This is a genomic window from Pseudomonas sp. MWU13-2100 (assembly GCF_023242365.1).
Taxonomy (GTDB): Bacteria; Pseudomonadota; Gammaproteobacteria; order Pseudomonadales; family Pseudomonadaceae; genus Aquipseudomonas.
In genome coordinates, this window is sequence record NZ_JALLIX010000043.1 from 31,637 (window position 1) to 55,635 (window position 23,999).

Sequence of the window (23,999 nt, forward strand, 5' to 3'; positions counted from 1 at the left end):
TGAATTTTCCCAGACTGAATCGCGGCTCTGCGCGCAAGCGGCTGACAAGGAAGGAACAGACATGATCGACCTGACAACCTGGAACCTGAGTGTTCCCGTCGGCACCCCGCCGGCGACGATCGATACGCCCAAGCTGGTACAGGGCTTCAAGGATCAATACTTTCACTCCGATACCGGCACCTTGTTCTTCTGGTCGCCGGTCACCGGCTCCAAGACCGAAAACGCCATCTACCCACGCAGCGAATTGCGCGAAACCTGGCCCGACGGCCGGCTGCGCAACTGGTTGTACGGCGAATCCAACAACTACCTGCGCGCCACCCTGGCGGTGAACCAGGTGCCCTCGTCGGGCAAGATCGTCGTCGGCCAGATCCATGCCTACAACAGCACCCAGCCGATGCTCAAGGTCGAGTACCAGTACAAGGACAGCCGCAAGAGCGGGATCATCGTGGTCAAGATCCGCAACCACCCCGATGACAAGAAAAGCCGGGTGATCGAGATTGCCGATAATGTGCCGTTGGATAAAGCCTTCACTTATGTGATTCACCTGAGCCGTGGCGGCTACCTGAGCGTGCAGGCCGCCGACGCGTCCTGGTACACCCAGATCAGCAGCACCTGGCGGGTAAAGCCACTGTATTTCAAGGCTGGGGTCTATGTGCAGGACAATACCGGCTATACCAGCGAGGGCGGGAAGGTGACCTTCTACAAGCTCGATATTGATCATGTGAAGAGCTGAGGTCGGCCAGTCATACGGCTCATTGAGCCCGAACACTTACCCTGTGGGAGCGGAGCTTGCCCACGAAGGGGTCCCTGAGACCGCTAAAATCTTCGCGGACAATCGAACGTCGACCGGCCGCGCCTACCGATCATGTGGCGTTTTCAATAATTCTATTTCCTTAATTGAGCGGCATTGGGGCTTGCCCGCTCGCCCCCCAACTTCACGTACTACTTAAAACACGGATTTATATTTCAAGGCACTACTTACTATTCGAAAACCGTCTATAAACCTGTCACTTCTGACAGTAGACCAGTTTGCAACGCCCGATCAACATGTTCAGCAACGAGCCATCAGAAGTGTATTTTCCCTGAGGCTTTGGTCTACGTGGTGTCACTCCGAAAACAATGTCTATCCAGTAAACATCACGCCTGTACTACACGATGAATAAGGAAACCCATCATGAAAAAAGAAAGCACATCTCCTGAGCAGACGCCCAAGGGCGCCCCTGAGACGCTTTTTCAAGTTACAGCCGGCGTCTATAAGATTCGCACAGCTTTAAACAACTCCAGTCTTGTGGACATGGCACTCACTGAAAATAGCGACCGCACCCATAATGTTAAGCTGTATCACGCCAATGATGAACCCGAGTCCACGTGGCAAATCCATCAAGCACCCAACGGCAAATACCGGATTAAGAATGGAAAACACGCTCATTTATCACTCACAACTAGCGACGACTGGGTAATTGCCAAATCTGACAACACTACATATCCAAATATGTGGACCTTTAAGAAAGCAGACGATGAATTTGTTTTTATCGAAGCTGGCAGCAAAGTTATGGACGTGAGAGGTTCCAGCACGAAAGACAACACCCCTATTATCGTTTGGCCCAATCAAGAGTCGAGAAACCAGAAATTCAAACTGATAAAAATAAGGGACCTTTAAAGTCATAGTAAAGCTGTATTGATAGCGCAAGGGTGCCAGTCACCGCATTGGGAAAGATGCGCCGATTGCGGGTCTATTGGCGCATCGCCCTGCTCAACGATTCGATTGCATCCGCTCTTGATACCACTAAAAGCTTCGTCGGGACGTCGCCCGGACCAAGCCCCGTTTCCACACCGTATCATTTCAGATCCAATGCCCTTAAGTGATCAACAGAAACGACCTGTCAGAATTCTACACTGTCATTTGCAGGGCATTTCCTAGAAAATTGTAATCACCCCTGAGCGGCTTGCGCCCTTGAATTCTTCGCGTCTAGTCTTCGTTCACCACTGCCGATCAGTGGTCGGATGTGGAAGTCCGAAGCACAGAAAAGTGCACAGACGCTCAAATACGAATACGACTGTTCGTTCGTGTCATGGCGGCTGTGCGCGGGGTACCTTCGGGTGCGCCGGGGTTTTCTGTGGCCCGGTCTTCCACACCTGCGTACAGCTGCCACCTTCTTGCGTGGAAGTGAGAGCCGGCAGCTTCTTGTCATCCACAGGAAGTCATGAATCATGAAAAAGCTCGTCCCCGCCCCACCCATCAACTACACCCGCCAGCGCATCACCGCGATCCTCAAGGAAACCAACGAGGCCTTGCTGCAAGTGATGCGCGACAGCAAACGTCCCCTCCTGGACACCCTGCCCTCCACCGGCCTGAGCACCTTTGGTTGCCTCGACGGAAAAGACCACCCGCTGTTTGCCGTGCGTCCAGGAATCAGTGCCGAAGAAGCGTTGCGGCATGTTTCTCTGCTGCTGATTGGCGCGGAAGAAATCTCCGATGAAATCACCGAGGCCAGCGGCATCGAGCGCGGCCTGATCGGCTCCATGGTCCGCTCCGTGGAAATGGCCCGGGCGGTGGTGGATGCATTGCTGGAAGGCGAGGTCATACGGTCGACGTAAAGCTTCAAAACAGAACCAGAAGGGCTAATGTCCGTCAGCAAATAAAATGTGAGGCCGAGCCGGACCTTGTGGCGAGCGGGCTTGCCCGCGCTGGGGTGCGAAGCGCCCCCAAAACCTGCAATCACGGTGTATCAGACATACCCGGGACCATGGTTTTACGACTGCTGCGCAGTCGAACGCGGGCAAGCCCGCTCGCCACAAATATCCGCAAGACTTGAGATCATAATCCTTCGAACAGCACAAAAGACGCCCCCCCGAGTAAATGGATTAAAGATCAGCATTTTTTAACCTATAGCGGACATTTTTCACTGTGCGAACAGTTAGTCCGTCTTGGCGGACATTTCCAAGCATCTGGCGTATGGCGGCTGAATCAAAGCGCTCAAAAAACGAACAATAAAAAACCGTCTTACGACGGTTTTTTATAACCCCAAGTGGTCTTAGTTGACCTTGGCGTTCAACTCACCCTTCAAGTAACGCTGGAACATCGCTTCCAGGGAGACCGGTTTGATCTTCGAAGCGTTGCCGGCAGTACCGAACGCTTCGTAACGAGCGATACACACGTCACGCATGGCCGTCACGGTGGCGCCGAAGAACTTGCGCGGGTCGAACTCGCTCGGGTTGGTGGCCATCAGGCGACGCATGGCACCGGTGGACGCCAGGCGCAGGTCGGTGTCGATGTTGACCTTGCGCACGCCGTGCTTGATGCCTTCGACAATTTCTTCAACCGGCACGCCGTAGGTTTCCTTGATGTCGCCACCGTACTGGTTGATGATCGCCAGCCACTCTTGCGGCACCGACGACGAACCGTGCATGACCAGGTGGGTGTTGGGGATGCGCTTGTGGATTTCCTTGATGCGGTCGATCGCCAGCACGTCGCCGGTAGGCGGCTTGGTGAACTTGTAGGCGCCGTGGCTGGTGCCGATGGCGATGGCCAGGGCGTCGACCTGGGTCTTCTTGACGAAGTCCGCAGCTTCTTCCGGGTCGGTCAGCATCTGGCTGTGATCGAGCACGCCTTCAGCACCGATGCCGTCTTCTTCACCGGCCATGCCGGTTTCCAGCGAACCCAGGCAACCCAGCTCGCCTTCAACCGAAACGCCACAGGCGTGGGCCATGGCCACGGTCTGTTGGGTCACGCGGACGTTGTATTCGTAGTCGGTCGGGGTCTTGCCGTCTTCGCCGAGGGAGCCGTCCATCATCACCGAGCTGAAGCCCAGTTGGATGGAGCGCTGGCAGACGTCCGGGCTGGTGCCGTGGTCCTGGTGCATGCACACCGGGATATGCGGGAACTCTTCGATGGCCGCCAGGATCAGGTGCCGCAGGAACGGGGCACCTGCGTATTTGCGGGCACCGGCCGAAGCCTGGACGATCACCGGGGAGTCAGTCTTGTCAGCGGCTTCCATGATGGCGCGCATCTGCTCAAGGTTGTTGACGTTGAAGGCTGGAACGCCGTAGCCGAATTCGGCTGCGTGGTCCAGCATCTGGCGCATGCTGATAAGTGCCATTGTGTGTGTCTCTCCCGGTCGAGGGTCGTTAATCGTGCAAGCCTGCCGGAGCGGCGGCTGCTATTCAAGTCATTGCAGATCAGGGGCTACCCCGGATCGCGTATTCGGTCGTACAAAATCATTTGGGGTGAGGCGCCCTTTGTAGGAGCTGGCTTGCCGAGCTCCTACAAGGGTTGTATCTCCCCGGCCTAGGGCGCCTTGCAGGCCCGGCCGATCAAATCGTTGGTGGCAACCCAGTAAACCAGGCCTTCCTCACCTTTTTTGTGAAACGCCAAGACGTTGTCGCTGTACAGCACACCACTGTCGACCGCACCGGCCTCGGGCTTGAGGCGATAGACCTGGTCACCGCTGGCCAAACGCACATCGACCGCCTGCTGCGCACTGTCGGTATAACGCCAGAACACCTCGGCCTGGCTGTCACAGGTCCAGCGCGTCCAGTTGTCCGCCGGGGCCGACGACTGGTTGAAGGTGGCATTGAAGGCGGCACAGCCACCCAGTGCCGCCAGTGAAACAAGGGCGATAAAGCCTTTCATGCCGGTTCCTCGACTGACGACCCCTGGCCGCCAGCACTGCACATGGTGAATCTGACCCGTCAAGGACAACCCTGTTCCCGGGTCCCGGACGATGCGTCGTATTTTTCCAACCCGTCCGGGCCCAGGCGCTTGTTGATCACTGGGGCGGTTTCCGCCTGCCAATCGGCCTGGTAACAGCCTTTGTTGGCCGCCGGCCCGACCTTGGGTTTGTCGGCACATCCGACCAACAAACCCAGCAGGACCAGCAGTGTTAACGACTTGACCACATGAAGACTCCCTTTCAACGGCCAGTGCCGGCTCAACCCTTGGCGCGGCTTTCCAGCACTTCCACGGCAGGCAGTACCTTGCCCTCGACGAACTCGAGGAAAGCACCACCACCGGTGGAGATATAGGAAATATCCTTGGCAACGCCGTACTTGTCGATGGCCGCCAGGGTGTCGCCACCGCCGGCAATGGAAAACGCCGAGCTATCAGCGATGGCCTGGGCCAGGACCTTGGTGCCGTTGCCGAACTGGTCGAATTCGAACACACCCACCGGACCGTTCCAGAGGATGGTCTTCGACGACTTCAGCAGTTCAGCGAAGTGCGCGGCGGTTTGCGGGCCGATGTCGAGGATCATGTCGTCAGCGGCGACGTCGGCGATCAGTTTCACGGTAGCCACGGCGCTCTCGGCGAACTCCTTGGCCACTACCACGTCCACTGGCAGCGGCACGCTGACCTTGGCCGCGATGGCGCGGGCAGTGTCGAGCAGGTCCGGCTCGTAGAGGGACTTGCCCACCGGATGACCGGCCGCCGCGAGGAAGGTGTTGGCGATACCGCCACCGACGATCAGTTGGTTGCAGATCTGGCTCAGGCTGTTGAGCACGTCGAGCTTGGTCGAGACCTTGGAGCCGGCGACGATGGCGGCCATCGGCTGGGCCGGCGCGCCCAGGGCCTTGCTCAGGGCCTCCAGTTCGGCGGCCAGCAGCGGACCGGCTGCGGCGACCTTGGCGAACTTGGCCACGCCGTGGGTCGAACCCTCGGCGCGGTGCGCGGTGCCGAAGGCGTCCATCACGAACACGTCGCACAGGGCGGCATATTGTTTGGCCAGCTCGTCGGCGTTCTTTTTCTCGCCCTTGTTGAAGCGCACGTTTTCGAACAGCACGATGTCGCCGGCCTTGACCTCGACACCGTTCAGGTAATCAGCCACCAGCGGCACGTCACGGCCCAGGGCCTTGCTCAGGTAGTCGGCGACCGGCTTGAGGCTGTTCTCGGCCGAGAACTCGCCTTCGGTCGGACGGCCCAGGTGCGAGCAGATCATGACTGCCGCGCCTTTCTCCAGGGCCAGCTTGATGGTCGGCAGCGAGGCCAGGATACGCGCATCGCTGGTGACAACTCCGTCCTTGACGGGGACGTTGAGGTCTTCGCGGATCAGTACGCGCTTACCTTGCAGATCGAGGTCGGTCATCTTCAACACGGTCATGGGTCGCAATCTCTGGTTTACGGTTTGTGGTGAATGGTGTGCAGGTAGTGCTCTGCAACATCCAGCATTCGGTTGGCAAAACCCCATTCGTTGTCGAACCAGGCCAGCACGTTGACCAGCCTCGGGCCGGAAACACGGGTCTGACTCGCATCGACAATCGCCGAATGAGGGTCATGGTTGAAATCACAGCTGGCGTGGGGCAGTTCGGTATAGGCCAGCAAGCCCTTGAGCGGACCGCTGGTGGCGGCCTCGCGCAGGATCCGGTTGACCTCCACGGCATCGGTGTCGCTGACGGTCTGCATCGTAATATCGAGGCAGGAAACGTTCACCGTCGGCACCCGTACGGCTTTGGCCTGGATTCGCCCGGCAAGTTCCGGCAGCAGGCGTTCGATCCCCCGGGCCAGGCCGGTGGACACCGGGATCACCGACTGGAACGCCGAACGCGTGCGACGCAGGTCTTCGGCGTGGTAGGCATCGATCACCGGCTGGTCGTTCATCGCCGAGTGGATGGTGGTAATGGACACGTATTCCAGGCCAATGGCCTGATCCAGCAGGCGCAACAACGGTACGCCGCAGTTGGTGGTGCAGGAGGCGTTGGACACCAGGCGCTCGCCGCCGGTCAGGCAGTCCTGATTGACGCCGTAGACGATGGTCGCGTCGACGTCGGTCTCGCTGGCCATCGGCTGGGAGAACAGCACCCGGGGCGCGCCGGCGGCGAGGAAGCGCTCGCCGTCCTCGCGGGTGTGATAGGCGCCGGAGCACTCCAGCACCAGGTCGACGTCCAGCGCGGCCCAGTCGATTTGTTCGGGGGTGGCACAGCGGAAGACTTTCACGCAGTGGCCATTGATATGCAAACAATCGTCCTCGACCCGCACTTCGCCGGGAAAGCGGCCGTGGGTGGAGTCGAAACGTGTCAGGTATTCGAGGCTGGCCATATCGGCCAGATCGTTGAGGGCAACGATTTCAAAAGTGGCGCGATCCCCTCGCTCGAACAGCGCACGCAGGACACAACGACCGATACGGCCGTAGCCGTTGAGTGCAACTCTGTAAGGACGCGGTTGGGGCATGGGGATCTCGCCGAAGCTTGAATATCAAGCAACCCTGCCGAGGCATGGGTTTTGTGGAAACGGGCTTGCCTGTGAGTCAGGGAGTGAGGCGGTGTCCGTGAGGCCGCCTTCGCGGGCAAGCTCCGCTCCCACAGGTTTGATGTCGAGCCAGAACTCCTTGGCCAGACACCGATACTGTGGGAGCGGAGCTTGCCCGCGAAGAGGCCGGAGCAGGCGCCGCCACTCTCGAACTCAGTCTTCCAGCAGCTCTTCAGCCTGACCCAGGATGTTTTCCAGGGTGAAGCCGAACTCTTCGAACAAGGCTGGCGCGGGCGCCGACTCGCCGTAGGTGGTCATGCCGATCACACGACCTTCCAGGCCCACGTACTTGTACCAGTAGTCCGCGTGCGCGGCTTCGATGGCGATCCGCGCGCCCACTTGCAGCGGCAACACCGCCTGCTTGTAGCTGGCGTCCTGGGCATCGAAGATGCTGGTGCACGGCATCGACACCACACGAACCTTGCGGCCCTGCTCGGTCAACTTGTCGTACGCCTGCACCGCCAGGCCGACTTCCGAACCGGTGGCGATCAGGATCAGCTCGGGCTCACCCGCGCAATCCTTCAACACATAACCACCGCGGTTGATGCATTCGATCTGCACGGCATCGCGCTGCTGATGTTGCAGGTTCTGCCGGGAGAAGATCAGCGCCGTAGGACCGTCCTTGCGCTCGATGGCGTTTTTCCAGGCCACGGCGGACTCCACCGCGTCGGCCGGACGCCAGGTGTCGAGGTTCGGCGTGCAACGCAGGCTCGCCAGTTGCTCGATCGGCTGGTGGGTCGGACCGTCTTCGCCCAGGCCGATGGAGTCGTGGGTGTAGACATGGATCACCCGCGTCTTCATCAGCGCCGACATGCGCACGGCATTGCGTGCGTATTCCATGAACATCAGGAAGGTCGCGCCGTATGGCACCAGGCCGCCGTGCAGGGACACACCGTTCATGATCGCGGTCATGCCGAATTCGCGCACGCCGTAGTACATGTAGTTGCCGCTGGCATCTTCAGCGCTGACACCCTTGCAACCTTTCCACAGGGTCAGGTTGGAACCGGCCAGGTCGGCCGAACCGCCGAGGAACTCGGGCAGCAACGGGCCGAAAGCGTTCAGGGCGTTCTGGCTGGCCTTGCGGCTGGCGATGGTTTCGCCTTTGGCCGCGACTTCGGCGATATAGGCCGAGGCTTTTTCGGAGAAATCAGCCGGCAGTTCGCCACTCAGGCGACGCACCAGCTCATTGGCTTCGACCGGGAAGGCCGCGGAGTAGGCGGCGAAACGCTGGTCCCACTCGGCTTCGACGGCACGACCGGCTTCCTTGGCATCCCACTCGGCATAGATGTCGGCCGGGATTTCGAACGGGCCGAAATTCCACTTCAACGCCGCCCGGGTCAGGGCGATTTCCGCGTCACCCAGCGGGGCGCCGTGGCAATCTTCCTTGCCTTGCTTGTTCGGCGAACCGAAGCCGATGGTGGTCTTGCAGCAGATCAGGGTCGGACGCTCGCTTTTGCGCGCGGTCTCGATGGCGGTCTTGATCTCTTCCGGGTCATGACCGTCGACGTTGCGGATCACCTGCCAGTTGTAGGCTTCGAAACGCTTCGGGGTGTCATCGGTGAACCAGCCTTCGACTTCGCCGTCGATGGAGATGCCGTTGTCATCGTAGAACGCGATCAGCTTGCCCAGGCCCAGGGTACCGGCCAGGGACGCGACTTCGTGGGAAATGCCTTCCATCATGCAGCCATCACCGAGGAACACATAGGTGTGGTGGTCGACGATGTTGTGACCGGGACGGTTGAACTGCGCCGCCAGGACTTTTTCCGCCAGGGCGAAGCCCACGGCGTTGGCCAGGCCCTGGCCGAGCGGACCGGTGGTGGTTTCCACGCCCGGGGTGTAGCCGTATTCAGGGTGACCCGGGGTGCGGCTGTGCAGCTGACGGAAGTTCTTCAGGTCGTCGATCGACAGGTCGTAGCCGGTCAGGTGCAGCAACGAGTAGATCAGCATCGAACCATGGCCGTTGGACAGCACGAAGCGGTCACGGTCGGCGAACGACGGGTTGCTCGGGTTGTGCTTCAGGTAATCACGCCACAGTACTTCGGCAATATCCGCCATACCCATGGGGGCACCGGGATGGCCGCTGTTGGCTTTTTGCACGGCATCCATGCTGAGGGCACGAATGGCGTTGGCACGCTCACGACGGCTGGGCATCGCTGATCTCCTGAGGATGTTGAAATTAAAAGTGAATAAAACGAAACGGAAAAAAGGCGAGCATTTTCCCTCAGGGGCCGCCAGGGGGCAATGACAGATAGTCACTGCGGGGCGTTTTTCCTGCGGATAGTTGCGCATTCGCCGGATGAAACCTTTCCGCTGCGCAACTGTATAGACCAGCGCAGGCCTGAAAGTGCCACTTATCGTTCAATATCAAAACTTTTTGATATTGATCTTGCTAGGCGACCGAGGGGTCACTAGACTGCTGGCCATATGAATTTACCTGCACCCGCGATTCGTCATGACGCCAGCGACGACCTGTCCGCCCTGTGCAAGGCCGGCGGCGATCCGTTGCGCCTGAACGTCTTGCGCGCCCTGGCCAACGATTCGTTCGGCGTGCTGGAGCTGGCGCAGATCTTTGGCATCGGCCAATCCGGCATGAGTCACCATCTGAAGGTACTGGCCCAGGCCAACCTGGTGGCCACCCGTCGCGAAGGCAATGCGATCTTCTACCGCCGCGCCCTGCCCCACACCGAACGCATGGGGGGCAAGTTGCACGCGGCGCTGCTGGAGGAAGTCGACGAGCTCGACCTGCCGGGCGACGTACAAGCCCGCATCAGCCAGGTACATGGCCAGCGCGCCGCCGCCAGCCAGGACTTTTTCTCACGGGTGGCAGAGAAATTCCGTGCCCAGCAAGACTTGATCGCCGGCCTGCCGCAGTACCGCGAAAGCGTCCTGGCGCTGCTCGACAAGCTGAGCTTCGGCCCCCTGGCCACGGCCCTGGAAGTCGGCCCCGGCGACGGTGCCTTCCTGCCGGAACTGGCGCGGCGCTTCCAGCAGGTCACGGCACTGGACAACAGCCCGGCCATGCTCGAACTGGCGCGCCAGGTGTGTGAGCGCGAAGCGTTGACTAATGTCAGCCTGCAATTGGCCGATGCCCTGCAAGACAGCCATCGACCGGTCGACTGCGTGGTACTGAACATGGTGCTGCACCACTTCGCCGCGCCGGCCGAGGCCCTCAAGCAGATGGCCGGCCTGCTGCAACCTGGCGGTAGTTTGTTAGTGACAGAATTGTGTAGCCACAACCAGAGCTGGGCCAGGGAGGCCTGCGGTGATCTCTGGTTGGGGTTCGAACAGGACGATCTGGCCCGTTGGGCCATCGCTGCGGGGCTCGTGCCCGAGGACAGCCTCTATGTAGGCTTACGTAATGGTTTCCAGATTCAGGTTCGCCATTTTCAGCGACCGGCTGGCACCACTCACCATCGGTAACTCAGGAAAACCATCGATATGAGCGAATATTCCGTTTTCACCTCCGAGTCCGTGTCCGAAGGGCATCCGGACAAAATCGCCGACCAGATCTCCGATGCGGTGCTGGATGCCATCATTGCTGAAGACAAATTCGCCCGCGTCGCGTGCGAAACCCTGGTGAAAACCGGTGTAGCGATCATCGCTGGCGAAGTGACCACTTCGGCCTGGGTCGACCTCGAAGACATCGTGCGTAACGTGATCCTCGACATCGGCTACAACAGCTCCGACGTCGGCTTCGACGGCGCCACCTGCGGCGTGATGAACATCATCGGCAAGCAGTCCGTGGACATCGCCCAGGGCGTTGATCGCAGCAAGCCGGAAGACCAGGGCGCTGGTGACCAGGGCCTGATGTTCGGCTATGCCAGCAACGAAACCGCGGAGCTGATGCCCGCGCCGATCGCCTTCTCCCACCAACTGGTCAAGCGCCAGGCCGAAGCCCGCAAATCCGGCCTGCTGCCTTGGCTGCGCCCGGACGCCAAGTCGCAAGTGACTTGCCGCTACGAAGGCGGCAAGGTCGTCGGTATCGATGCGATCGTGCTGTCGACCCAGCACAACCCGGATGTGTCCTACAAAGACCTGCGCGAAGGCGTGATGGAGCTGATCGTCAAGCATGTGCTGCCTGCCGAACTGCTGACCAAGGACACCCAGTTCCACATCAACCCGACCGGCAACTTCATCATCGGTGGCCCGGTGGGCGACTGCGGCCTGACCGGCCGCAAAATCATCGTCGACAGCTACGGCGGTATGGCCCGTCACGGCGGCGGCGCGTTCTCCGGCAAGGATCCATCCAAGGTTGACCGTTCCGCCGCCTACGCCGGTCGTTACGTGGCCAAGAACATCGTCGCCGCCGGCTTGGCCGACCGCTGCGAAATCCAGGTGTCCTACGCCATCGGCGTCGCTCAACCGACCTCGATCTCGTTGAACACCTTCGGCACCGGCAAGATCGGCGACGACAAGATCATCAAGCTGGTTCGCGAAATCTTCGACCTGCGCCCATACGCCATCACCACCATGCTCGACCTGCTGCACCCGATGTATCAGGAAACCGCGGCCTACGGCCACTTCGGGCGCACCCCGGAGCAGAAGACTGTCGGCGACGACACCTTCACCACCTTCACCTGGGAAAAGACCGACCGCGTAGACGCTCTGCGAGCGGCTGCCGGCCTGTAATGCAGCCTGCGTCACAAAAGCCCCCCACGGCTGGCCATAGACACTGGCATGAAGACACTGGGTGGTCTGCCAAAGCAAGCCGACACACCCCGTAAAACAGCCCCGCCTCGTGCGGGGCTTTTTTATGCGCGGCGTAATCTAGGCTTGGTTTTTAGCCTGAGCAAGGATGCTCACGATGCGCCTCTTCAGTGGTTTCCTGTTGTTCGCCTTTTACTTCGCGGCCCATGCCGACACTTGCCCGGACTGGCAGGCAGAACGCGCCCGGCGAGAAGCCGAGGCCCTGCAAGCACAGCTCGCTGAATGGGACCACAGCTACCATCGCCAAGGCCGTTCGCCCGTGGCCGACGAACTCTACGACCAATCCCGGCAGCGACTTGAACAGTGGCGCGGCTGTTTCCGGCTGCCCTCCGTCAAGCCGGACACCCCGGCGGACGCGGGCGGCCCCGCCCGACACCCGACCGCCCATACCGGCCTCGACAAACTGCCGGACACCGAAGCCGTCCAGGCCTGGATGAAAGGCCGCGAAGGCCTGTGGATCCAGCCCAAGGTCGATGGCGTGGCGGTGACCCTGGTGTATCGCCAGGGTCGATTGCATCAAGCCATCAGTCGCGGCAACGGACTGAGCGGACAGGACTGGACGGCCTCGGCCCGCAAGATCCCGGCAATCCCCGACAGCTTGCCGATACCCCGCGACCTGGTGCTGCAAGGCGAATTGTATTGGCGCTTGCCGGACCATGTGCAGGCCCGCCAAGGCAGCCTGAATGCCCGAGGCAGGGTCGCCGGCTTGATGGCCCGGCACCTGCTCGACAGCAAGGAGGCGGCGGACATCGGCCTGTTTGTCTGGGACTGGCCAGAGGGGCCGGCGACACAGGAGGAACGGCTGGCCGGATTGCAGGCCCTGGGTTTCCCCGACAGCAAGACCTACAGCCAGCCCATCGGGGATTTCACCGAAGCCGAACGCTGGCGCAACCACTGGTACCGCCAGCCCTTGCCGTTCGCCAGCGATGGCGTGGTTCTGCGCCAGAGCCGGCGCCCCGCCGCAAAACGCTGGCTGGCTCAACCACCCTACTGGAGCGTGGCCTGGAAATATCCCCACGCCCAGGCCTTGGCCCATGTGCGCAAGGTCAGCTTCAACATCGGCCGGACCGGGCGGATTACTCCGATGCTGGAACTGACGCCGGTGCGACTCGATGACCGACAGATCAAGCGGGTCAGCCTCGGTTCGCTGCCACGCTGGCAGGCCCTGGATATCCGCCCCGGCGACCAGGTGGCGATCAGCCTCGCCGGTCTGACCATCCCACGCCTGGACAGTGTCATCTGGCGTAGCCGCGAACGCGAGCCGTTGCCTGTCCCCGACCCGCAGCGCTTCCACGCCCTGAGTTGCTGGCAGTATGGCCCGGGCTGCGAAAGCCAGTTTCTCGCCCGCCTGCGCTGGCTGAGCGGCAAGCAGGGGTTGGACCTGCCACATCTGGGCGGCGGTACCTGGGAAAAACTACTGGCGAGCGGACGCATCAACCGACTGCTCGATTGGTTGACCCTGGAGGAGGAAGAGCTTGCTACCATTGCCGGCTTCGGCCCACGTAGCCGTACGCAATGGCTGGAGACCGTGCAACTGGCCCGACAACGTCCGTTCGGGCGCTGGCTCAAGGCGCTGGGACTGCCGCCCAATGCGGCGGCGCCTCTGGAGGAGCCCTGGCCGGTATTGGCAGACCGTACTGCCGAGGCGTGGCAGGCCATACCCGGCGTCGGCACGGAGCGAGCCATGCAACTGAGTGCGTTTTTCCGCGACCAGGATGTACAGGACCTGGCCGAGTCATTACGTAATGCCGGCATCGCGGGATTTTAAGGAGACAATCCCTGTCTATTTCAGATTATTCATACAGACAGCGCGGCCATCTATTTTCAGAGTGACGGTTTTTCAATCAGTGTTTCAGCCCGGAGTGTTTATGCGACTTTTTCCACCGCTGGCGATTTTCACCTTGTGCAGCGTCCTGGCCGCCCCCTTGCTGGCCGCCGAAGAACCCACCGAACTGACCGGTTGCGCGGCCAAGCGCCAGGCCATCAGCAGCCAACTCGAGATCGCCAAGGCCCAAGGCAACAGCGAACAACAGGCCGGCCTGGAAAAGGCACTGGATGAAGTGACCACCCATTGCACCGATGCCTCGCTGAAAAGAGAGCGGGAAAACAAGGTACTCGACGCCAAGCACGAAGTCAGCCGCCGTCAGGCCGACCTCGACAAGGCGATGAAAAAGGGCGATCCGGACAAGATCAACAAGCGCAAGGAAAAGCTCGCCGAGTCACGCAAGGACTTGCAGAACGCACTGGATGAGCTGGACAAGTAGACACCACAAGACCTGTGGGGGCCGGCTTGCCGGCGATGACGATGTCACCTCCGCCATCGGTGCGGTGTCCGGACAAGTCAGCGCCTGCATCCGCTTTAATTACCTTGCATCAATGATCACGAAATTCCTTATGACAGGCATCGCAGGCGTCTTCGACCTTCTCGACCGCCGGTTTCAGGGTACTGGCCTTGTAAGGTTGGACCTGACTGGCCAGGCGCAGCTCCCCGGTCGCCGCTTCCAGCGAGCGCGCCAACTCCTGGAAATGCGCCTGCTTCTGCCAGACCGCGTCCCGGGCGCTGGTATGCTCCGCTTCCTTGACTTGCGGGAAATGTTTCCACGGCTCACGGGACAGACTGTCGAGCTGGTTCGCGCCCTCGACGAAACGCGGCCCGTCAAAAGGAATACGACCGCGCAGCATGCCGCCCAGGTCTTCGCTGGTTTTGAGCATCTGCTTGAAAATGGCCTTGCGCTGGCCCAAAGGCGAATTCGGATCGACGCCGCCGCATGCACCGAGGGTCAGACAGGCCAGCAATACAACAGAAAGTTTTTTAAGAGTCATGATGGTTTCGGATCACGGGAAACGGCGGTCAGTATCCTCGCCTGATCACCAAAGACCAAGAGCCTGCCCCCTTCTTAACCACACTAAATCAGTGGAATTACTGAACAAAGTCTGAACAGGCAATCACCCAAGGAATTCACCGCTGTATGAACACCACCTTCAAACGACTGGCCGCAAGCCTTTGTGTCCTCGCCCTGCTCGCCGGCTGCAACCGTAAGGAACCCCCGGCGCCCCCTGCCCCAGTGATGACCTACCTGAAGGCGGACTGGCAGGCGCTGCCAACGGTATCCGACGCCGATCTGCAAGCGGGTTTCACCTCGTGGCGCAGCGCCTGCGCCCGGCTCAAGGCCGACGCCAACTGGGGGCCGACCTGCCTGGCGGCCGTGAATGTGGCCAATACCCCGGCGGCCATTCGCGACTTTCTCCAACAGAACCTCGAGGTCTATGGCCTGCGCTCGGCGCAGAACAGCGCCGACGGCCTGATCACCGGCTACTACGAGCCCGTCTACCCCGGCAGCCTGATCCAGACCGCCAAGGCCACGGTGCCGGTCTATGGCGTACCGGACGACCTGATCATCGTGCAGCTCGACAGCCTCTATCCTGAACTCAAGGGCAAGCGCCTGCGTGGACGGCTGGAGGGGCGCGTGGTGAAACCCTATGACGACGCGGCACTGATCGCCACCCAGGGCGTCAAGGCCCCGGTGCTGGCCTGGCTGACCGATCCGATGGACCTGCAATTCCTGCAGATCCAAGGTTCGGGGCGGATTCGCCTGGACAACGGCCAGCAACTGCGGATCGGTTACGCCGACCAGAACGGCTACCCCTATCGCGCCATCGGCCGTTGGCTGGTGGAACAGGGCGAGTTGAAGAAGGAAGACGTCACCATGGGCGCCATCAGCGCCTGGGCCAAGGCGCATCCGACACGGATCCCGCAATTGCTCGGCAGCAACCCCAGCTATGTGTTCTTCGCCCGCAACCCGGACAGCAACGAAGGGCCACGCGGTTCGCTGAACGTGCCGCTGACGGCCGGCTATAGCGTGGCGGTGGATCGCAAGGTGATTCCGCTGGGCAGTTTGTTGTGGTTGTCGACCACCAAGCCGGACGGCAGCGCCCTGGTCCGCCCGGTGGCGGCCCAGGATACCGGCGGCGCGATTGCCGGCGAGGTCCGTGCCGACCTGTTCTGGGGCACCGGCGATGCAGCGGGGCAACTGGCCGGGGACATGAAGCAGAAAGGCAATATCTGGCTGCTCTGGCCCAAGGGCATGGCGTTGCCCAAGACTCCGGATACAGGCAGCTGATCCTGCGCGGCCCGCACGGGCCTCTTCGCGACGGTGCGGCGAAGGCGCCAATGCAGGCGCCGCATGATCCAAGGACTAAAACACCCATTAGATCGAGACGAAAAAGAACGCCGCGATCAAGGCCACCCCGACAAACCACACCAGCGAGCGCAACATCGCCCAGTCCGCCAGGTAACAGATGATGTAGAGCAGGCGGCTGGTGATGAACAGCACCGCCAGCACGTTGATGGTCACCAGTGACGCAGTGCCGGCGAGATGGGCAATGATCACTGCCGCGGCAAAGGCCGGGGTGACCTCGAAACTGTTCAACTGCGCCGCATGGGCCCGCTTGGCGAAACCCTCGAGCCCTTCGAGAAAGGCTCGGGGATCATGGTTCTCCCGCGGGCCGTACTTGCCGCCACTGGACTTGGCAATGCCAATGCACAGGTAAGGCAGGAGGAATGCGATCAATACGCACCAGAAAGCGGCGGTCATAACAAAGTCCTTGAAGAGTGCCCGACGGCGTCGCCCACAACACTAGCGCATAACCGAACACTCCACAGAAACCGATTCGCCAAGGCTGTGCGGCGGTTTATTTCGCTTCTGCTTGCCCCTGAACCAGAGCGCCTTCAGCCTCGGCAATGCCCCACTGCCTGCGTCCAGCGCCTCGACCTAAGCGTCAGTAGCGCTCACCACAGGTCGGTACTTCAGCAGATCGCCGGGCTGGCAATCGAGCGCCTGGCAAATGGCCTCAAGGGTTGCCAGGCGAACCCCCTTGACCTTGCCCTGCTTCAACAACGAAAGGTTCTGTTCGGTAATGCCGATCTGCGCCGCCAGGTCCTTGGACTTGACCTTGCGCATGGCCAGCATCACATCCAGCGTTATTTCAATCGACATCGACGCGCCCCACTAAATGAATTGTTGGTTTTCACGGGCCATCTGGCAGGCATTGCCCATGATCCGTGCCACCAGCATGACCGCGGCGGCGAGAAACAAGGCCACCAGTTGAGCCGGGCTGAAACCGAGACTCAGCAGGCGCTCTCCCGGTGGCAGCAACAGGGTGATCCACACGCTCATCAGCGGGTACAGCAGCACACTGCACAGCACCCACAGACCGACACTCCTGCCGACCGCGCCCAGCAGATCGGCCGTTTCCCGGGAAAAATACTCACCCTGCGCATAGGTCTGGAACAAAGCGCGCAGCGCTTCCAGACCACGCGTCAGGACCAGCAATGGAATGCTGCTCAGCAGCATGCCGCCGCCCACCTGCCACCAGGGCATGGCGGCAATATCGACTTCAAGCTCCCTGGCCAGGGAGGTCAGGTTGAAGTCCAGCCCGTGCTCGACAAGTACCGGAAACAGCCAGCAAGCCACGTTCAACAGCAACATGCTCACCAGCAAAACCAAGGTGGCATTTGCCAACCAGCGACTGTGCCTGATCAAACGATCGTCTTTCATTGAATACTCCTGTCAGTTCTTTGGCCGGATGACCCGGCAAAGAAACTAACAGGGGATTAAATTATCGCAAAACGATAATTTATTACAAAATTACAACAATAATCAGCCTTATGTCTCAGCCCAACCGTTCACTTCCGGACCAACTCGTCTTCCTTGAACTGATCCTTCACGTAGCGGATCTCGGTCCGCCCGTGGGGCGATGGCAAGCCATCCTCGCCGAGGTTGACGAAAACCATCTTTTCCACGGTCAGGATGCTTTTACGGGTGATCTTGTTGCGCACTTCACAGGTCAGGGTAATGGACGTACGGCCGAACTCGGTGGCGGTGATACCCAACTCGATGATGTCGCCCTGGCGCGAGGCGCTGACGAAGTTGATTTCCGAGATGTACTTGGTCACCACGCGCTGGTTGCCCAGTTGGACGATGGCGTAGATCGCCGCTTCCTCGTCGATCCAGCGCAGCAGGCTGCCGCCGAACAACGTGCCGTTGGGGTTGAGGTCTTCGGGTTTGACCCATTTGCGGGTGTGGAAATTCATGCTCACTCCTGACCGTCTTGCCGATTGATGCCAAGCATCATGGCAGAGCGGACGGTCAAGCTCCATGCAGGGTCGACTATGGTCGCCATCGACAATCTTCATGTTGCCGACAGAAACCCTTGGGAAGTCCGTTCCGGGCAGCTATAATCCCCACCGTTTCAAAACGGTAACCTTCTCTTGATACCGTTTTCCCGCCACCTGTCCGAGGGGCGCTGCAGCAGGTTCGACCTGTCAGGCTCGGATGGGGCGTTGTTCGATCAGGGTTCCCTGCACGGACACTAAACGCACAACGGCGCCCATTCGCATACTACGAATGGAGGCTCTTCATGAGCGCTGTCAACACGCCTGCAGATTTCAACGACTATAAAGTCGCCGATATGTCCCTGGCTGCCTGGGGTCGTCGCGAAACCATCATCGCCGAATCGGAAATGCCGGCCCTGATGGGTCTGCGCCGCAAGTACGCCGGTGAGCTGCCGCTCAAGGGCGCCAAGATCATCGGCTGCATCCACATGACCATCCAGACCGCCGTGCTGATCGAGACCCTGGTTGTCCTGGGTGCCGAAGTTCGCTGGTCGTCCTGCAACATCTTCTCGACCCAGGACCAGGCCGCTGCCGCTATCGCCGCCGCCGGTATCCCGGTGTTCGCCTGGAAAGGCGAGACCGAGCAGGAGTACGAGTGGTGCATCGAGCAGACCATCCTGAAGGACGGCCAGCCTTGGGACGCCAACATGATCCTCGACGACGGCGGCGACCTGACCGAGATCATCCACAAGAAATACCCGGCCATGCTGGAAAAAATCCACGGTGTGACCGAAGAAACCACCACCGGCGTGCACCGTCTGCTGGAAATGCTGGCCAAGGGCGAGCTGAAAATCCCGGCCATCAACGTCAACGACTCGGTGACCAAGAGCAAGAACGACAACAAGTACGGCTGCCGTCACAGCCTGAACGACGCCATCAAGCGCGGTACCGACCACCTGCTGTCCGGCAAGCAAGCGCTGGTGATCGGCTACGGTGACGTGGGCAAGGGCTCGGCCCAGTCCCTGCGTCAGGAAGGTATGATCGTCAAGGTCTCCGAAGTCGATCCGATCTGCGCCATGCAAGCCTGCATGGACGGTTTCGAAGTGGTTTCGCCGTTCCTAAACGGCCTGAACGACGGCACCGCCGCCAGCATCGACACGGCCCTGCTGGGCAAGATCGACCTGATCGTGACCACCACCGGTAACGTCAATGTCTGCGATGCGAACATGCTCAAGGCCCTGAAGAAACGCGCCGTGGTCTGCAACATCGGTCACTTCGACAACGAAATCGACACCGCTTTCATGCGCAAGAACTGGGCATGGGAAGAAGTGAAGCCACAGGTGCACAAGATCCACCGCACCGGTCATGGTGATTTCGATCCACAGAACGACGACTACCTGATTCTGCTGGCCGAAGGCCGTCTGGTGAACCTGGGCAACGCCACTGGTCACCCGAGCCGCATCATGGACGGTTCGTTCGCCAACCAGGTACTGGCACAGATCTTCCTGTTCGGCCAGAAGTACGCCGACCTGTCCGCCGCTCAGAAAGCCGAGCGCCTGACCGTGGAAGTGCTGCCGAAGAAACTCGACGAAGAAGTGGCCCTGGAAATGGTCCGCGGCTTCGGCGGCGTGGTCACCCAACTGACCAAGACCCAGGCCGACTACATTGGCGTGGCCGTCGAAGGTCCGTTCAAGCCGCACGCCTATCGCTACTGATACGCCTGGTTCCTTGTAGGAGCGAGCTTGCTCGCGATAGCGGTGTCACTGACATTCCGCGTCGCGCTCATCGCGAGCAAGCTTGCTCCTACAAGAGCCAGCGTCCGGCTTTCGCGTTTCCAAGGATCCGACCATGTCCCAAGATCGTCGCTACAGCTTCGAGTTCTTCCCGACCAAGACCGACGCTGGGCAAGAAAAACTGCTCGCCACTGCCCGTCAGCTGGCCAGCCACAACCCCGACTTTTTCTCCTGCACCTACGGTGCTGGTGGCTCGACCCGCGACCGCACGATCAACACCGTGCTGCAGCTCGAGAGCGAAGTAAAGATTCCCGCCGCGCCGCACCTGTCCTGCGTCGGCGACAGCAAAGCCGACCTGCGCGGCCTGCTGGAGCAATACAAGGGCGCCGGCATCCAGCGCATCGTCGCGCTGCGCGGTGACCTGCCTTCCGGCATGGGCATGGCCAGCGGCGAATTGCTGCACGCCAACGACCTGGTGAGCTTCATTCGTGAAGAAACCGGTAGCCACTTCCATATCGAAGTCGCCGCCTACCCGGAAATGCACCCGCAAGCGCGCAACTTCGAAGAAGATCTGCGCAATTTCGTGCGCAAGGCCAACGCCGGTGCCGACAGCGCGATCACCCAGTACTTCTTCAACGCCGACAGCTACTTCTATTTCGTCGAGCGTGTACGGGCGATGGGGGTGAATATCCCGATCGTGCCGGGGATCATGCCGATCACCAACTACAGCAAGCTGGCGCGCTTCTCCGACGCCTGCGGCGCGGAGATCCCACGCTGGATCCGCAAGCAACTGGAAGCCTACGGTGACGACACCAAGAGCATCCAGGCCTTCGGCGAGCAAGTGATCAGCCAGATGTGCGACCGCCTGCTGCAAGGCGGCGCTCCAGGACTGCACTTCTACACCCTGAACCAGGCGGAACCGAGCCTGGCGATCTGGAACAATCTGAAGCTGCCACGCTGAAAACTGCAAGCCCCTGGAAATCCGGGGGCTGCAACCTCGTTACCCACTCAAGCCCTCCAGAGAAAACGCGTCAGAGCTTCTATTCGCCGCTCTAGCGTCGTACTCTCCAACCATGTCCGTCATTGCCCAACTTCTGACAGCCGTGCTTTTTGCTTGCCTGAGCTTCGCCGCTCAAGGTGAAAAGCTGCGTATTGTCACCGAACCCTGGGCCCCCTACGTCTACGAAGAAAACGGCCAGGCCCAAGGGTTGGACTACGAAACCACGGCCATTGTCTTCCAGCGCCTGGGAATCGAGGTGGAGTGGCAGTTCCTGCCCTGGAAACGCTGCCTGATGTTGCTGGAACAAGGTCAGGCCGATGGCGCCCTGGATATCTTCCAAAACCCCGAGCGCGACAGCAGCCTGCTCTACCCCAGTGAGCCCTTGTCGGAGGTGGATTTCGTGTTGTTCTACGCCAAGGCCCACCCTCACCCCTTCAGCACCCTCGACGACCTCAAGGGCCTGACCATCGGCACCTCCCCCGGCTATCTGTACAGCTCGGTGTTCAAGGACGCCACAGGACTCAAGCGCGAGGACGGGCCCAGTCACGAAGCCAACTTCGGTAAACTGGTCCGCGGCCGCATCGACTTGCTGATCACCGATCGCCGGGTCGGCCAGCGCCTGCTGAAACAACTTCGGTTGCAGGACCAGGTCGACCAGTACCCGAGGGTGATTGCCCGGGAAAGCCAGTACCTGGCGATTCGCCGCAATGCCGGGATGGACCTGCTGGTCCAGCGTTTCGGCGCCGAACTGCGGCGCTTCAAGCGTGAACCGGCCTATGCCGCGCTGGTTGCCCGCTATGCGGACAAAGCCAGTACCGCGCAACCTTGAGGCGCACGAGGCCTGTAGGAACCGGCTTGCTGGCGATGGCGGCGGTGAATATTGCATCGCTATCGCCGGCAAGCCGGCTCCCACAAAAGAAGCACGTATCAGCGCCGCGGTAACGAAAGGGTAAACCGTTGAGCAGCAGGAAAGCGGCGCACAGCGTTTGCTCTGTTATACTCCGGCCTTCCCGCCAGGCTCACGCCCGGACGCTCGACCTTGCATCAGGTATTCCGACACTGCGACCAGCGCCGCCCAACGGCCCGCGCGAGCAGTGCGTAGAGCCTCAAGGCCCAGCAGGACCGGACGGGATGGCCCACCAAGGGTCTGTAAGAAAACTCGCCAGGCCGCAAGACAGGCGGCCAGCTTTCCTCCTACAGATCCTGAAACGCCATTCGCGCCAGGCAAGATTCCCATCGGGCCAAGCCCTAACTGAACAGGATTACTCATGTCCTTTGCTTCCCTCGGTCTCTCCGAGGCTTTGGTCGCTGCCATCGAGGCAGCCGGCTATACCGAGCCTACTCCGGTGCAACAGCGGGCTATTCCCGCCGTGTTGCAAGGTCGCGACCTGATGGTCGCGGCACAGACAGGTACGGGTAAAACCGGAGGCTTCGCCCTTCCGATTCTGGAACGGTTGTTTCCCAACGGTCACCCGGACAAATCCCAGCGTCACGGCCCGCGCCAACCCCGCGTGCTGGTCCTGACCCCAACCCGTGAACTGGCTGCCCAGGTCCACGAGAGCTTCAAGGTCTACGCTCGCGACTTGAAATTCGTCAGCGCCTGCATCTTCGGCGGCGTCGGCATGAACCCACAGGTTCAGGCCATGTCCCGCGGTGTCGACGTGCTGGTGGCCTGCCCGGGTCGTTTGCTCGACCTGTGCGGCCAAGGCAGCGTCGATCTGTCCCACGTGGAAATCCTCGTGCTGGACGAAGCCGACCGCATGCTCGACATGGGCTTTGTCCATGACGTGAAGAAGGTCCTCGCGCGCCTGCCGTCCAAGCGGCAGAACCTGCTGTTCTCGGCGACCTTCTCCAAGGACATCACCGATCTCGCCGGCAAGCTGCTGCATAACCCGGAGCGCATCGAAGTCACGCCGCCGAACACCACGGTCGAGCGTATCGAACAGCGTGTGTTCCGCCTGGCCGCCAGCCACAAGCGTTCGCTGCTGGCGCACCTGATCACCGCCGGTGCCTGGGAACAGGTCCTGGTGTTCACCCGCACCAAGCACGGCGCCAACCGCCTGGCCGAGTACCTGGACAAGCACGGCCTGAGCGCCGTCGCCATCCACGGCAACAAGAGCCAGAACGCCCGCACCAAAGCCCTGGCCGACTTCAAGGCCGGTGAAGTGCGCATCCTGGTCGCTACCGATATCGCCGCACGCGGCCTGGATATCGACCAGTTGCCGCACGTGGTGAACTTCGAACTGCCGAACGTCGATGAAGACTACGTGCACCGTATCGGCCGTACCGGCCGGGCCGGTCGTTCAGGCGAGGCCATTTCCCTGGTTGCGCCGGACGAAGAGAAGCTGCTGAAAAGCATCGAGCGCATGACCAAACAGAAAATCGCCGACGGCGACCTGATGGGTTTTGATTCCAGCGCTGTGGAAGCGGAAAAACCGGAAGTGCGCGAGCGCCCGGATGTACGTAATCCACGTACCCCACCTCGCGGTCCGAAGGGCGACGGCCCGAACGGCGGCGGCGGTGGTGGCGGTCGTCGGGATAAGGGCAAGGACAAGGGCGGCAAGGAAAAAGCCCCGGTGAACGGTCGCGGTGAGCGTCCGGCTCGCGAGCAGAAGCCCCGTGAAGGGACTCCGGCCCGCGAACAGCGTCAGCCAAGCCAGCCGCCGCGTCCGGCGGCTGATCGGGCTCCGGATGAGTTCCTCGATGACGATGTGGATAACTTTGGCAACCGCGTTGATTACGTGCCTCAGGCCAAGCCGGCCCAAGGTCGTGGTCGTCGCCCGGGGGCCCCGGCTCAGGGCGCAGGCGCTGGTGCGCCGCGTACCGGGCAGCCGCAGGGTCGTCAGAATGGTCCGCGTAGCAGTAATGGTGCGACTACCGGCACTCCGCCGGCCAAGCGCAGCGGTCCGCGCAATGGCGCTCCGCGTGATGGGCAAGCCCGTCGTGAAGAGTCGCGCAATCGTCGTCCGAGCCGGGATGATCAGCCTCGGGAAGAACCGGCCGTGCAGAACCCGCGTGGGCCTGGACCGAAGATCATCCATAAGGAGTCGAAGAGCGATCGCTTCCCGACACCGGAGCAGTTGGATCAGCTGCCAGGGCGTCCAAGAGGCGAGAAGCCGGCGTTGTTGACTCGCAATCGCTGAGTTTGTAGCGCAATAAAAAACGCCCCCGGTTCGTGAGAGCCGGGGGCGTTTTTTATTGGGG

The 23,999-nt window shown here is 60.9% G+C and carries 23 protein-coding genes and 1 riboswitch; of the genes, 12 read left to right on the forward strand and 11 right to left on the reverse strand.

Annotated elements, in window-relative coordinates:
• The first annotated feature begins 61 nt into the window (after positions 1-61).
• The 3 genes from M5B99_RS24070 (at position 62) to M5B99_RS24080 (ending at position 2,598) form a co-directional block, all read left to right on the forward strand.
• Positions 62-733 (forward strand): polysaccharide lyase family 7 protein, encoded by a 672-nt coding sequence (locus M5B99_RS24070; protein ID WP_248806406.1) that lies wholly within the window; start codon positions 62-64, stop codon positions 731-733.
• Positions 734-1,174: 441 nt separating this feature from the next.
• Positions 1,175-1,660 (forward strand): RICIN domain-containing protein, encoded by a 486-nt coding sequence (locus M5B99_RS24075; RefSeq protein WP_248806407.1) that lies wholly within the window; start codon positions 1,175-1,177, stop codon positions 1,658-1,660.
• Between the two features lie 551 nt (positions 1,661-2,211).
• Positions 2,212-2,598: a DUF3077 domain-containing protein gene (locus M5B99_RS24080; RefSeq protein ID WP_248806408.1), complete on the forward strand. Its 387-nt coding sequence runs from the start codon at positions 2,212-2,214 to the stop codon at positions 2,596-2,598.
• Positions 2,599-3,035: 437 nt separating this feature from the next.
• Here M5B99_RS24080 and fba read toward each other — a convergent pair whose 3' ends face one another.
• The 6 genes from fba to tkt form a co-directional block, all read right to left on the reverse strand.
• A complete protein-coding gene (gene fba / locus M5B99_RS24085; protein WP_248806409.1) occupies positions 3,036-4,100 on the reverse strand; it encodes a class II fructose-bisphosphate aldolase in 1,065 nt (354 codons plus the stop codon).
• A gap of 188 nt (positions 4,101-4,288) precedes the next feature.
• Positions 4,289-4,633: an MliC family protein gene (locus M5B99_RS24090; protein ID WP_248806410.1), complete on the reverse strand. Its 345-nt coding sequence runs from the start codon at positions 4,631-4,633 to the stop codon at positions 4,289-4,291.
• Positions 4,634-4,692: 59 nt separating this feature from the next.
• A complete protein-coding gene (locus M5B99_RS24095) occupies positions 4,693-4,899 on the reverse strand; it encodes a hypothetical protein (protein ID WP_248806411.1) in 207 nt (68 codons plus the stop codon).
• A 32-nt stretch (positions 4,900-4,931) separates the two neighbouring features.
• Positions 4,932-6,095 carry a phosphoglycerate kinase gene (locus M5B99_RS24100; protein WP_248806412.1) on the reverse strand — a complete coding sequence of 388 codons (1,164 nt, stop codon included), beginning with the start codon at positions 6,093-6,095 and terminating at the stop codon, positions 4,932-4,934.
• A 17-nt stretch (positions 6,096-6,112) separates the two neighbouring features.
• Positions 6,113-7,162, reverse strand: coding sequence for an erythrose-4-phosphate dehydrogenase (gene epd, locus M5B99_RS24105; protein ID WP_248806413.1), 1,050 nt, complete (start codon positions 7,160-7,162; stop codon positions 6,113-6,115).
• A gap of 231 nt (positions 7,163-7,393) precedes the next feature.
• Complete coding sequence (tkt, locus tag M5B99_RS24110; RefSeq protein WP_248806414.1) at positions 7,394-9,391, reverse strand: transketolase; 1,998 nt, start codon at positions 9,389-9,391, stop codon at positions 7,394-7,396.
• A gap of 273 nt (positions 9,392-9,664) precedes the next feature.
• Between tkt and M5B99_RS24115 the strand changes: the two genes are divergently transcribed.
• The 4 genes from M5B99_RS24115 (at position 9,665) to M5B99_RS24130 (ending at position 14,211) form a co-directional block, all read left to right on the forward strand.
• The gene (locus M5B99_RS24115) at positions 9,665-10,660 is read left to right on the forward strand and encodes an ArsR/SmtB family transcription factor (RefSeq protein WP_248806415.1); all 996 of its coding nucleotides are present in this window, start codon (positions 9,665-9,667) and stop codon (positions 10,658-10,660) included.
• Between the two features lie 18 nt (positions 10,661-10,678).
• Entirely contained in the window at positions 10,679-11,869 is a 1,191-nt protein-coding gene (gene metK, locus M5B99_RS24120; protein ID WP_248806416.1) for a methionine adenosyltransferase, read from the forward strand.
• Between the two features lie 175 nt (positions 11,870-12,044).
• Complete coding sequence (gene ligB / locus M5B99_RS24125) at positions 12,045-13,715, forward strand: NAD-dependent DNA ligase LigB (RefSeq protein ID WP_248806417.1); 1,671 nt, start codon at positions 12,045-12,047, stop codon at positions 13,713-13,715.
• 100 nt (positions 13,716-13,815) lie between these two features.
• Positions 13,816-14,211: a DUF1090 domain-containing protein gene (locus M5B99_RS24130; protein WP_248806418.1), complete on the forward strand. Its 396-nt coding sequence runs from the start codon at positions 13,816-13,818 to the stop codon at positions 14,209-14,211.
• Between the two features lie 109 nt (positions 14,212-14,320).
• Here the strand turns inward: M5B99_RS24130 and M5B99_RS24135 are convergent, their stop codons facing one another.
• A complete protein-coding gene (locus tag M5B99_RS24135) occupies positions 14,321-14,770 on the reverse strand; it encodes a c-type cytochrome (RefSeq protein WP_248806419.1) in 450 nt (149 codons plus the stop codon).
• A 146-nt stretch (positions 14,771-14,916) separates the two neighbouring features.
• Here M5B99_RS24135 and M5B99_RS24140 point away from each other — a divergent pair, with 146 nt between their 5' ends.
• A complete protein-coding gene (locus M5B99_RS24140; RefSeq protein WP_248806420.1) occupies positions 14,917-16,068 on the forward strand; it encodes a murein transglycosylase A in 1,152 nt (383 codons plus the stop codon).
• 87 nt (positions 16,069-16,155) lie between these two features.
• Here M5B99_RS24140 and M5B99_RS24145 read toward each other — a convergent pair whose 3' ends face one another.
• The 4 genes from M5B99_RS24145 to M5B99_RS24160 all read right to left on the reverse strand — a co-directional run bounded on the left by M5B99_RS24145 (position 16,156) and on the right by M5B99_RS24160 (position 18,041).
• Positions 16,156-16,542: an MAPEG family protein gene (locus M5B99_RS24145; RefSeq protein WP_248806421.1), complete on the reverse strand. Its 387-nt coding sequence runs from the start codon at positions 16,540-16,542 to the stop codon at positions 16,156-16,158.
• Between the two features lie 177 nt (positions 16,543-16,719).
• Positions 16,720-16,944, reverse strand: coding sequence for a helix-turn-helix domain-containing protein (locus tag M5B99_RS24150; RefSeq protein WP_248806422.1), 225 nt, complete (start codon positions 16,942-16,944; stop codon positions 16,720-16,722).
• 12 nt (positions 16,945-16,956) lie between these two features.
• Complete coding sequence (locus M5B99_RS24155; protein WP_248806423.1) at positions 16,957-17,505, reverse strand: DUF2975 domain-containing protein; 549 nt, start codon at positions 17,503-17,505, stop codon at positions 16,957-16,959.
• 128 nt (positions 17,506-17,633) lie between these two features.
• A complete protein-coding gene (locus M5B99_RS24160; RefSeq protein ID WP_318654586.1) occupies positions 17,634-18,041 on the reverse strand; it encodes an acyl-CoA thioesterase in 408 nt (135 codons plus the stop codon).
• A gap of 198 nt (positions 18,042-18,239) precedes the next feature.
• Positions 18,240-18,346, forward strand: a riboswitch (S-adenosyl-L-homocysteine riboswitch).
• 21 nt (positions 18,347-18,367) lie between these two features.
• Between M5B99_RS24160 and M5B99_RS24165 the strand changes: the two genes are divergently transcribed.
• From M5B99_RS24165 to M5B99_RS24180, 4 genes are all read left to right on the forward strand, one after another.
• The gene (locus M5B99_RS24165) at positions 18,368-19,777 is read left to right on the forward strand and encodes an adenosylhomocysteinase (protein WP_248806424.1); all 1,410 of its coding nucleotides are present in this window, start codon (positions 18,368-18,370) and stop codon (positions 19,775-19,777) included.
• A gap of 133 nt (positions 19,778-19,910) precedes the next feature.
• Positions 19,911-20,756, forward strand: a complete 846-nt coding sequence (gene metF / locus M5B99_RS24170) for a methylenetetrahydrofolate reductase [NAD(P)H] (RefSeq protein WP_248806425.1) — start codon at positions 19,911-19,913, stop codon at positions 20,754-20,756.
• A 112-nt stretch (positions 20,757-20,868) separates the two neighbouring features.
• Entirely contained in the window at positions 20,869-21,624 is a 756-nt protein-coding gene (locus M5B99_RS24175; protein WP_248806426.1) for a substrate-binding periplasmic protein, read from the forward strand.
• Between the two features lie 439 nt (positions 21,625-22,063).
• Positions 22,064-23,938: a DEAD/DEAH box helicase gene (locus tag M5B99_RS24180; protein WP_248806427.1), complete on the forward strand. Its 1,875-nt coding sequence runs from the start codon at positions 22,064-22,066 to the stop codon at positions 23,936-23,938.
• The last annotated feature ends 61 nt before the right edge of the window (positions 23,939-23,999 follow it).

Excerpts from the sequence above, each read along its gene's own strand:
- M5B99_RS24070 (WP_248806406.1), top strand. The coding sequence starts at position 62 with ATGATCGACCTGACAACCTGGAACCTGAGTGTTCCCGTCGGCACCCCG.
- M5B99_RS24075 (WP_248806407.1), top strand. The coding sequence starts at position 1,175 with ATGAAAAAAGAAAGCACATCTCCTGAGCAGACGCCCAAGGGCGCCCCT.
- M5B99_RS24080 (WP_248806408.1), top strand. The coding sequence starts at position 2,212 with ATGAAAAAGCTCGTCCCCGCCCCACCCATCAACTACACCCGCCAGCGC.
- fba (WP_248806409.1), bottom strand. The coding sequence starts at position 4,100 with ATGGCACTTATCAGCATGCGCCAGATGCTGGACCACGCAGCCGAATTC.
- M5B99_RS24090 (WP_248806410.1), bottom strand. The coding sequence starts at position 4,633 with ATGAAAGGCTTTATCGCCCTTGTTTCACTGGCGGCACTGGGTGGCTGT.
- M5B99_RS24100 (WP_248806412.1), bottom strand. The coding sequence starts at position 6,095 with ATGACCGTGTTGAAGATGACCGACCTCGATCTGCAAGGTAAGCGCGTA.
- epd (WP_248806413.1), bottom strand. The coding sequence starts at position 7,162 with ATGCCCCAACCGCGTCCTTACAGAGTTGCACTCAACGGCTACGGCCGT.
- tkt (WP_248806414.1), bottom strand. The coding sequence starts at position 9,391 with ATGCCCAGCCGTCGTGAGCGTGCCAACGCCATTCGTGCCCTCAGCATG.
- M5B99_RS24115 (WP_248806415.1), top strand. The coding sequence starts at position 9,665 with ATGAATTTACCTGCACCCGCGATTCGTCATGACGCCAGCGACGACCTG.
- metK (WP_248806416.1), top strand. The coding sequence starts at position 10,679 with ATGAGCGAATATTCCGTTTTCACCTCCGAGTCCGTGTCCGAAGGGCAT.
- ligB (WP_248806417.1), top strand. The coding sequence starts at position 12,045 with ATGCGCCTCTTCAGTGGTTTCCTGTTGTTCGCCTTTTACTTCGCGGCC.
- M5B99_RS24130 (WP_248806418.1), top strand. The coding sequence starts at position 13,816 with ATGCGACTTTTTCCACCGCTGGCGATTTTCACCTTGTGCAGCGTCCTG.
- M5B99_RS24135 (WP_248806419.1), bottom strand. The coding sequence starts at position 14,770 with ATGACTCTTAAAAAACTTTCTGTTGTATTGCTGGCCTGTCTGACCCTC.
- M5B99_RS24140 (WP_248806420.1), top strand. The coding sequence starts at position 14,917 with ATGAACACCACCTTCAAACGACTGGCCGCAAGCCTTTGTGTCCTCGCC.
- M5B99_RS24145 (WP_248806421.1), bottom strand. The coding sequence starts at position 16,542 with ATGACCGCCGCTTTCTGGTGCGTATTGATCGCATTCCTCCTGCCTTAC.
- M5B99_RS24150 (WP_248806422.1), bottom strand. The coding sequence starts at position 16,944 with ATGTCGATTGAAATAACGCTGGATGTGATGCTGGCCATGCGCAAGGTC.
- M5B99_RS24155 (WP_248806423.1), bottom strand. The coding sequence starts at position 17,505 with ATGAAAGACGATCGTTTGATCAGGCACAGTCGCTGGTTGGCAAATGCC.
- M5B99_RS24160 (WP_318654586.1), bottom strand. The coding sequence starts at position 18,041 with ATGAATTTCCACACCCGCAAATGGGTCAAACCCGAAGACCTCAACCCC.
- M5B99_RS24165 (WP_248806424.1), top strand. The coding sequence starts at position 18,368 with ATGAGCGCTGTCAACACGCCTGCAGATTTCAACGACTATAAAGTCGCC.
- metF (WP_248806425.1), top strand. The coding sequence starts at position 19,911 with ATGTCCCAAGATCGTCGCTACAGCTTCGAGTTCTTCCCGACCAAGACC.
- M5B99_RS24175 (WP_248806426.1), top strand. The coding sequence starts at position 20,869 with ATGTCCGTCATTGCCCAACTTCTGACAGCCGTGCTTTTTGCTTGCCTG.
- M5B99_RS24180 (WP_248806427.1), top strand. The coding sequence starts at position 22,064 with ATGTCCTTTGCTTCCCTCGGTCTCTCCGAGGCTTTGGTCGCTGCCATC.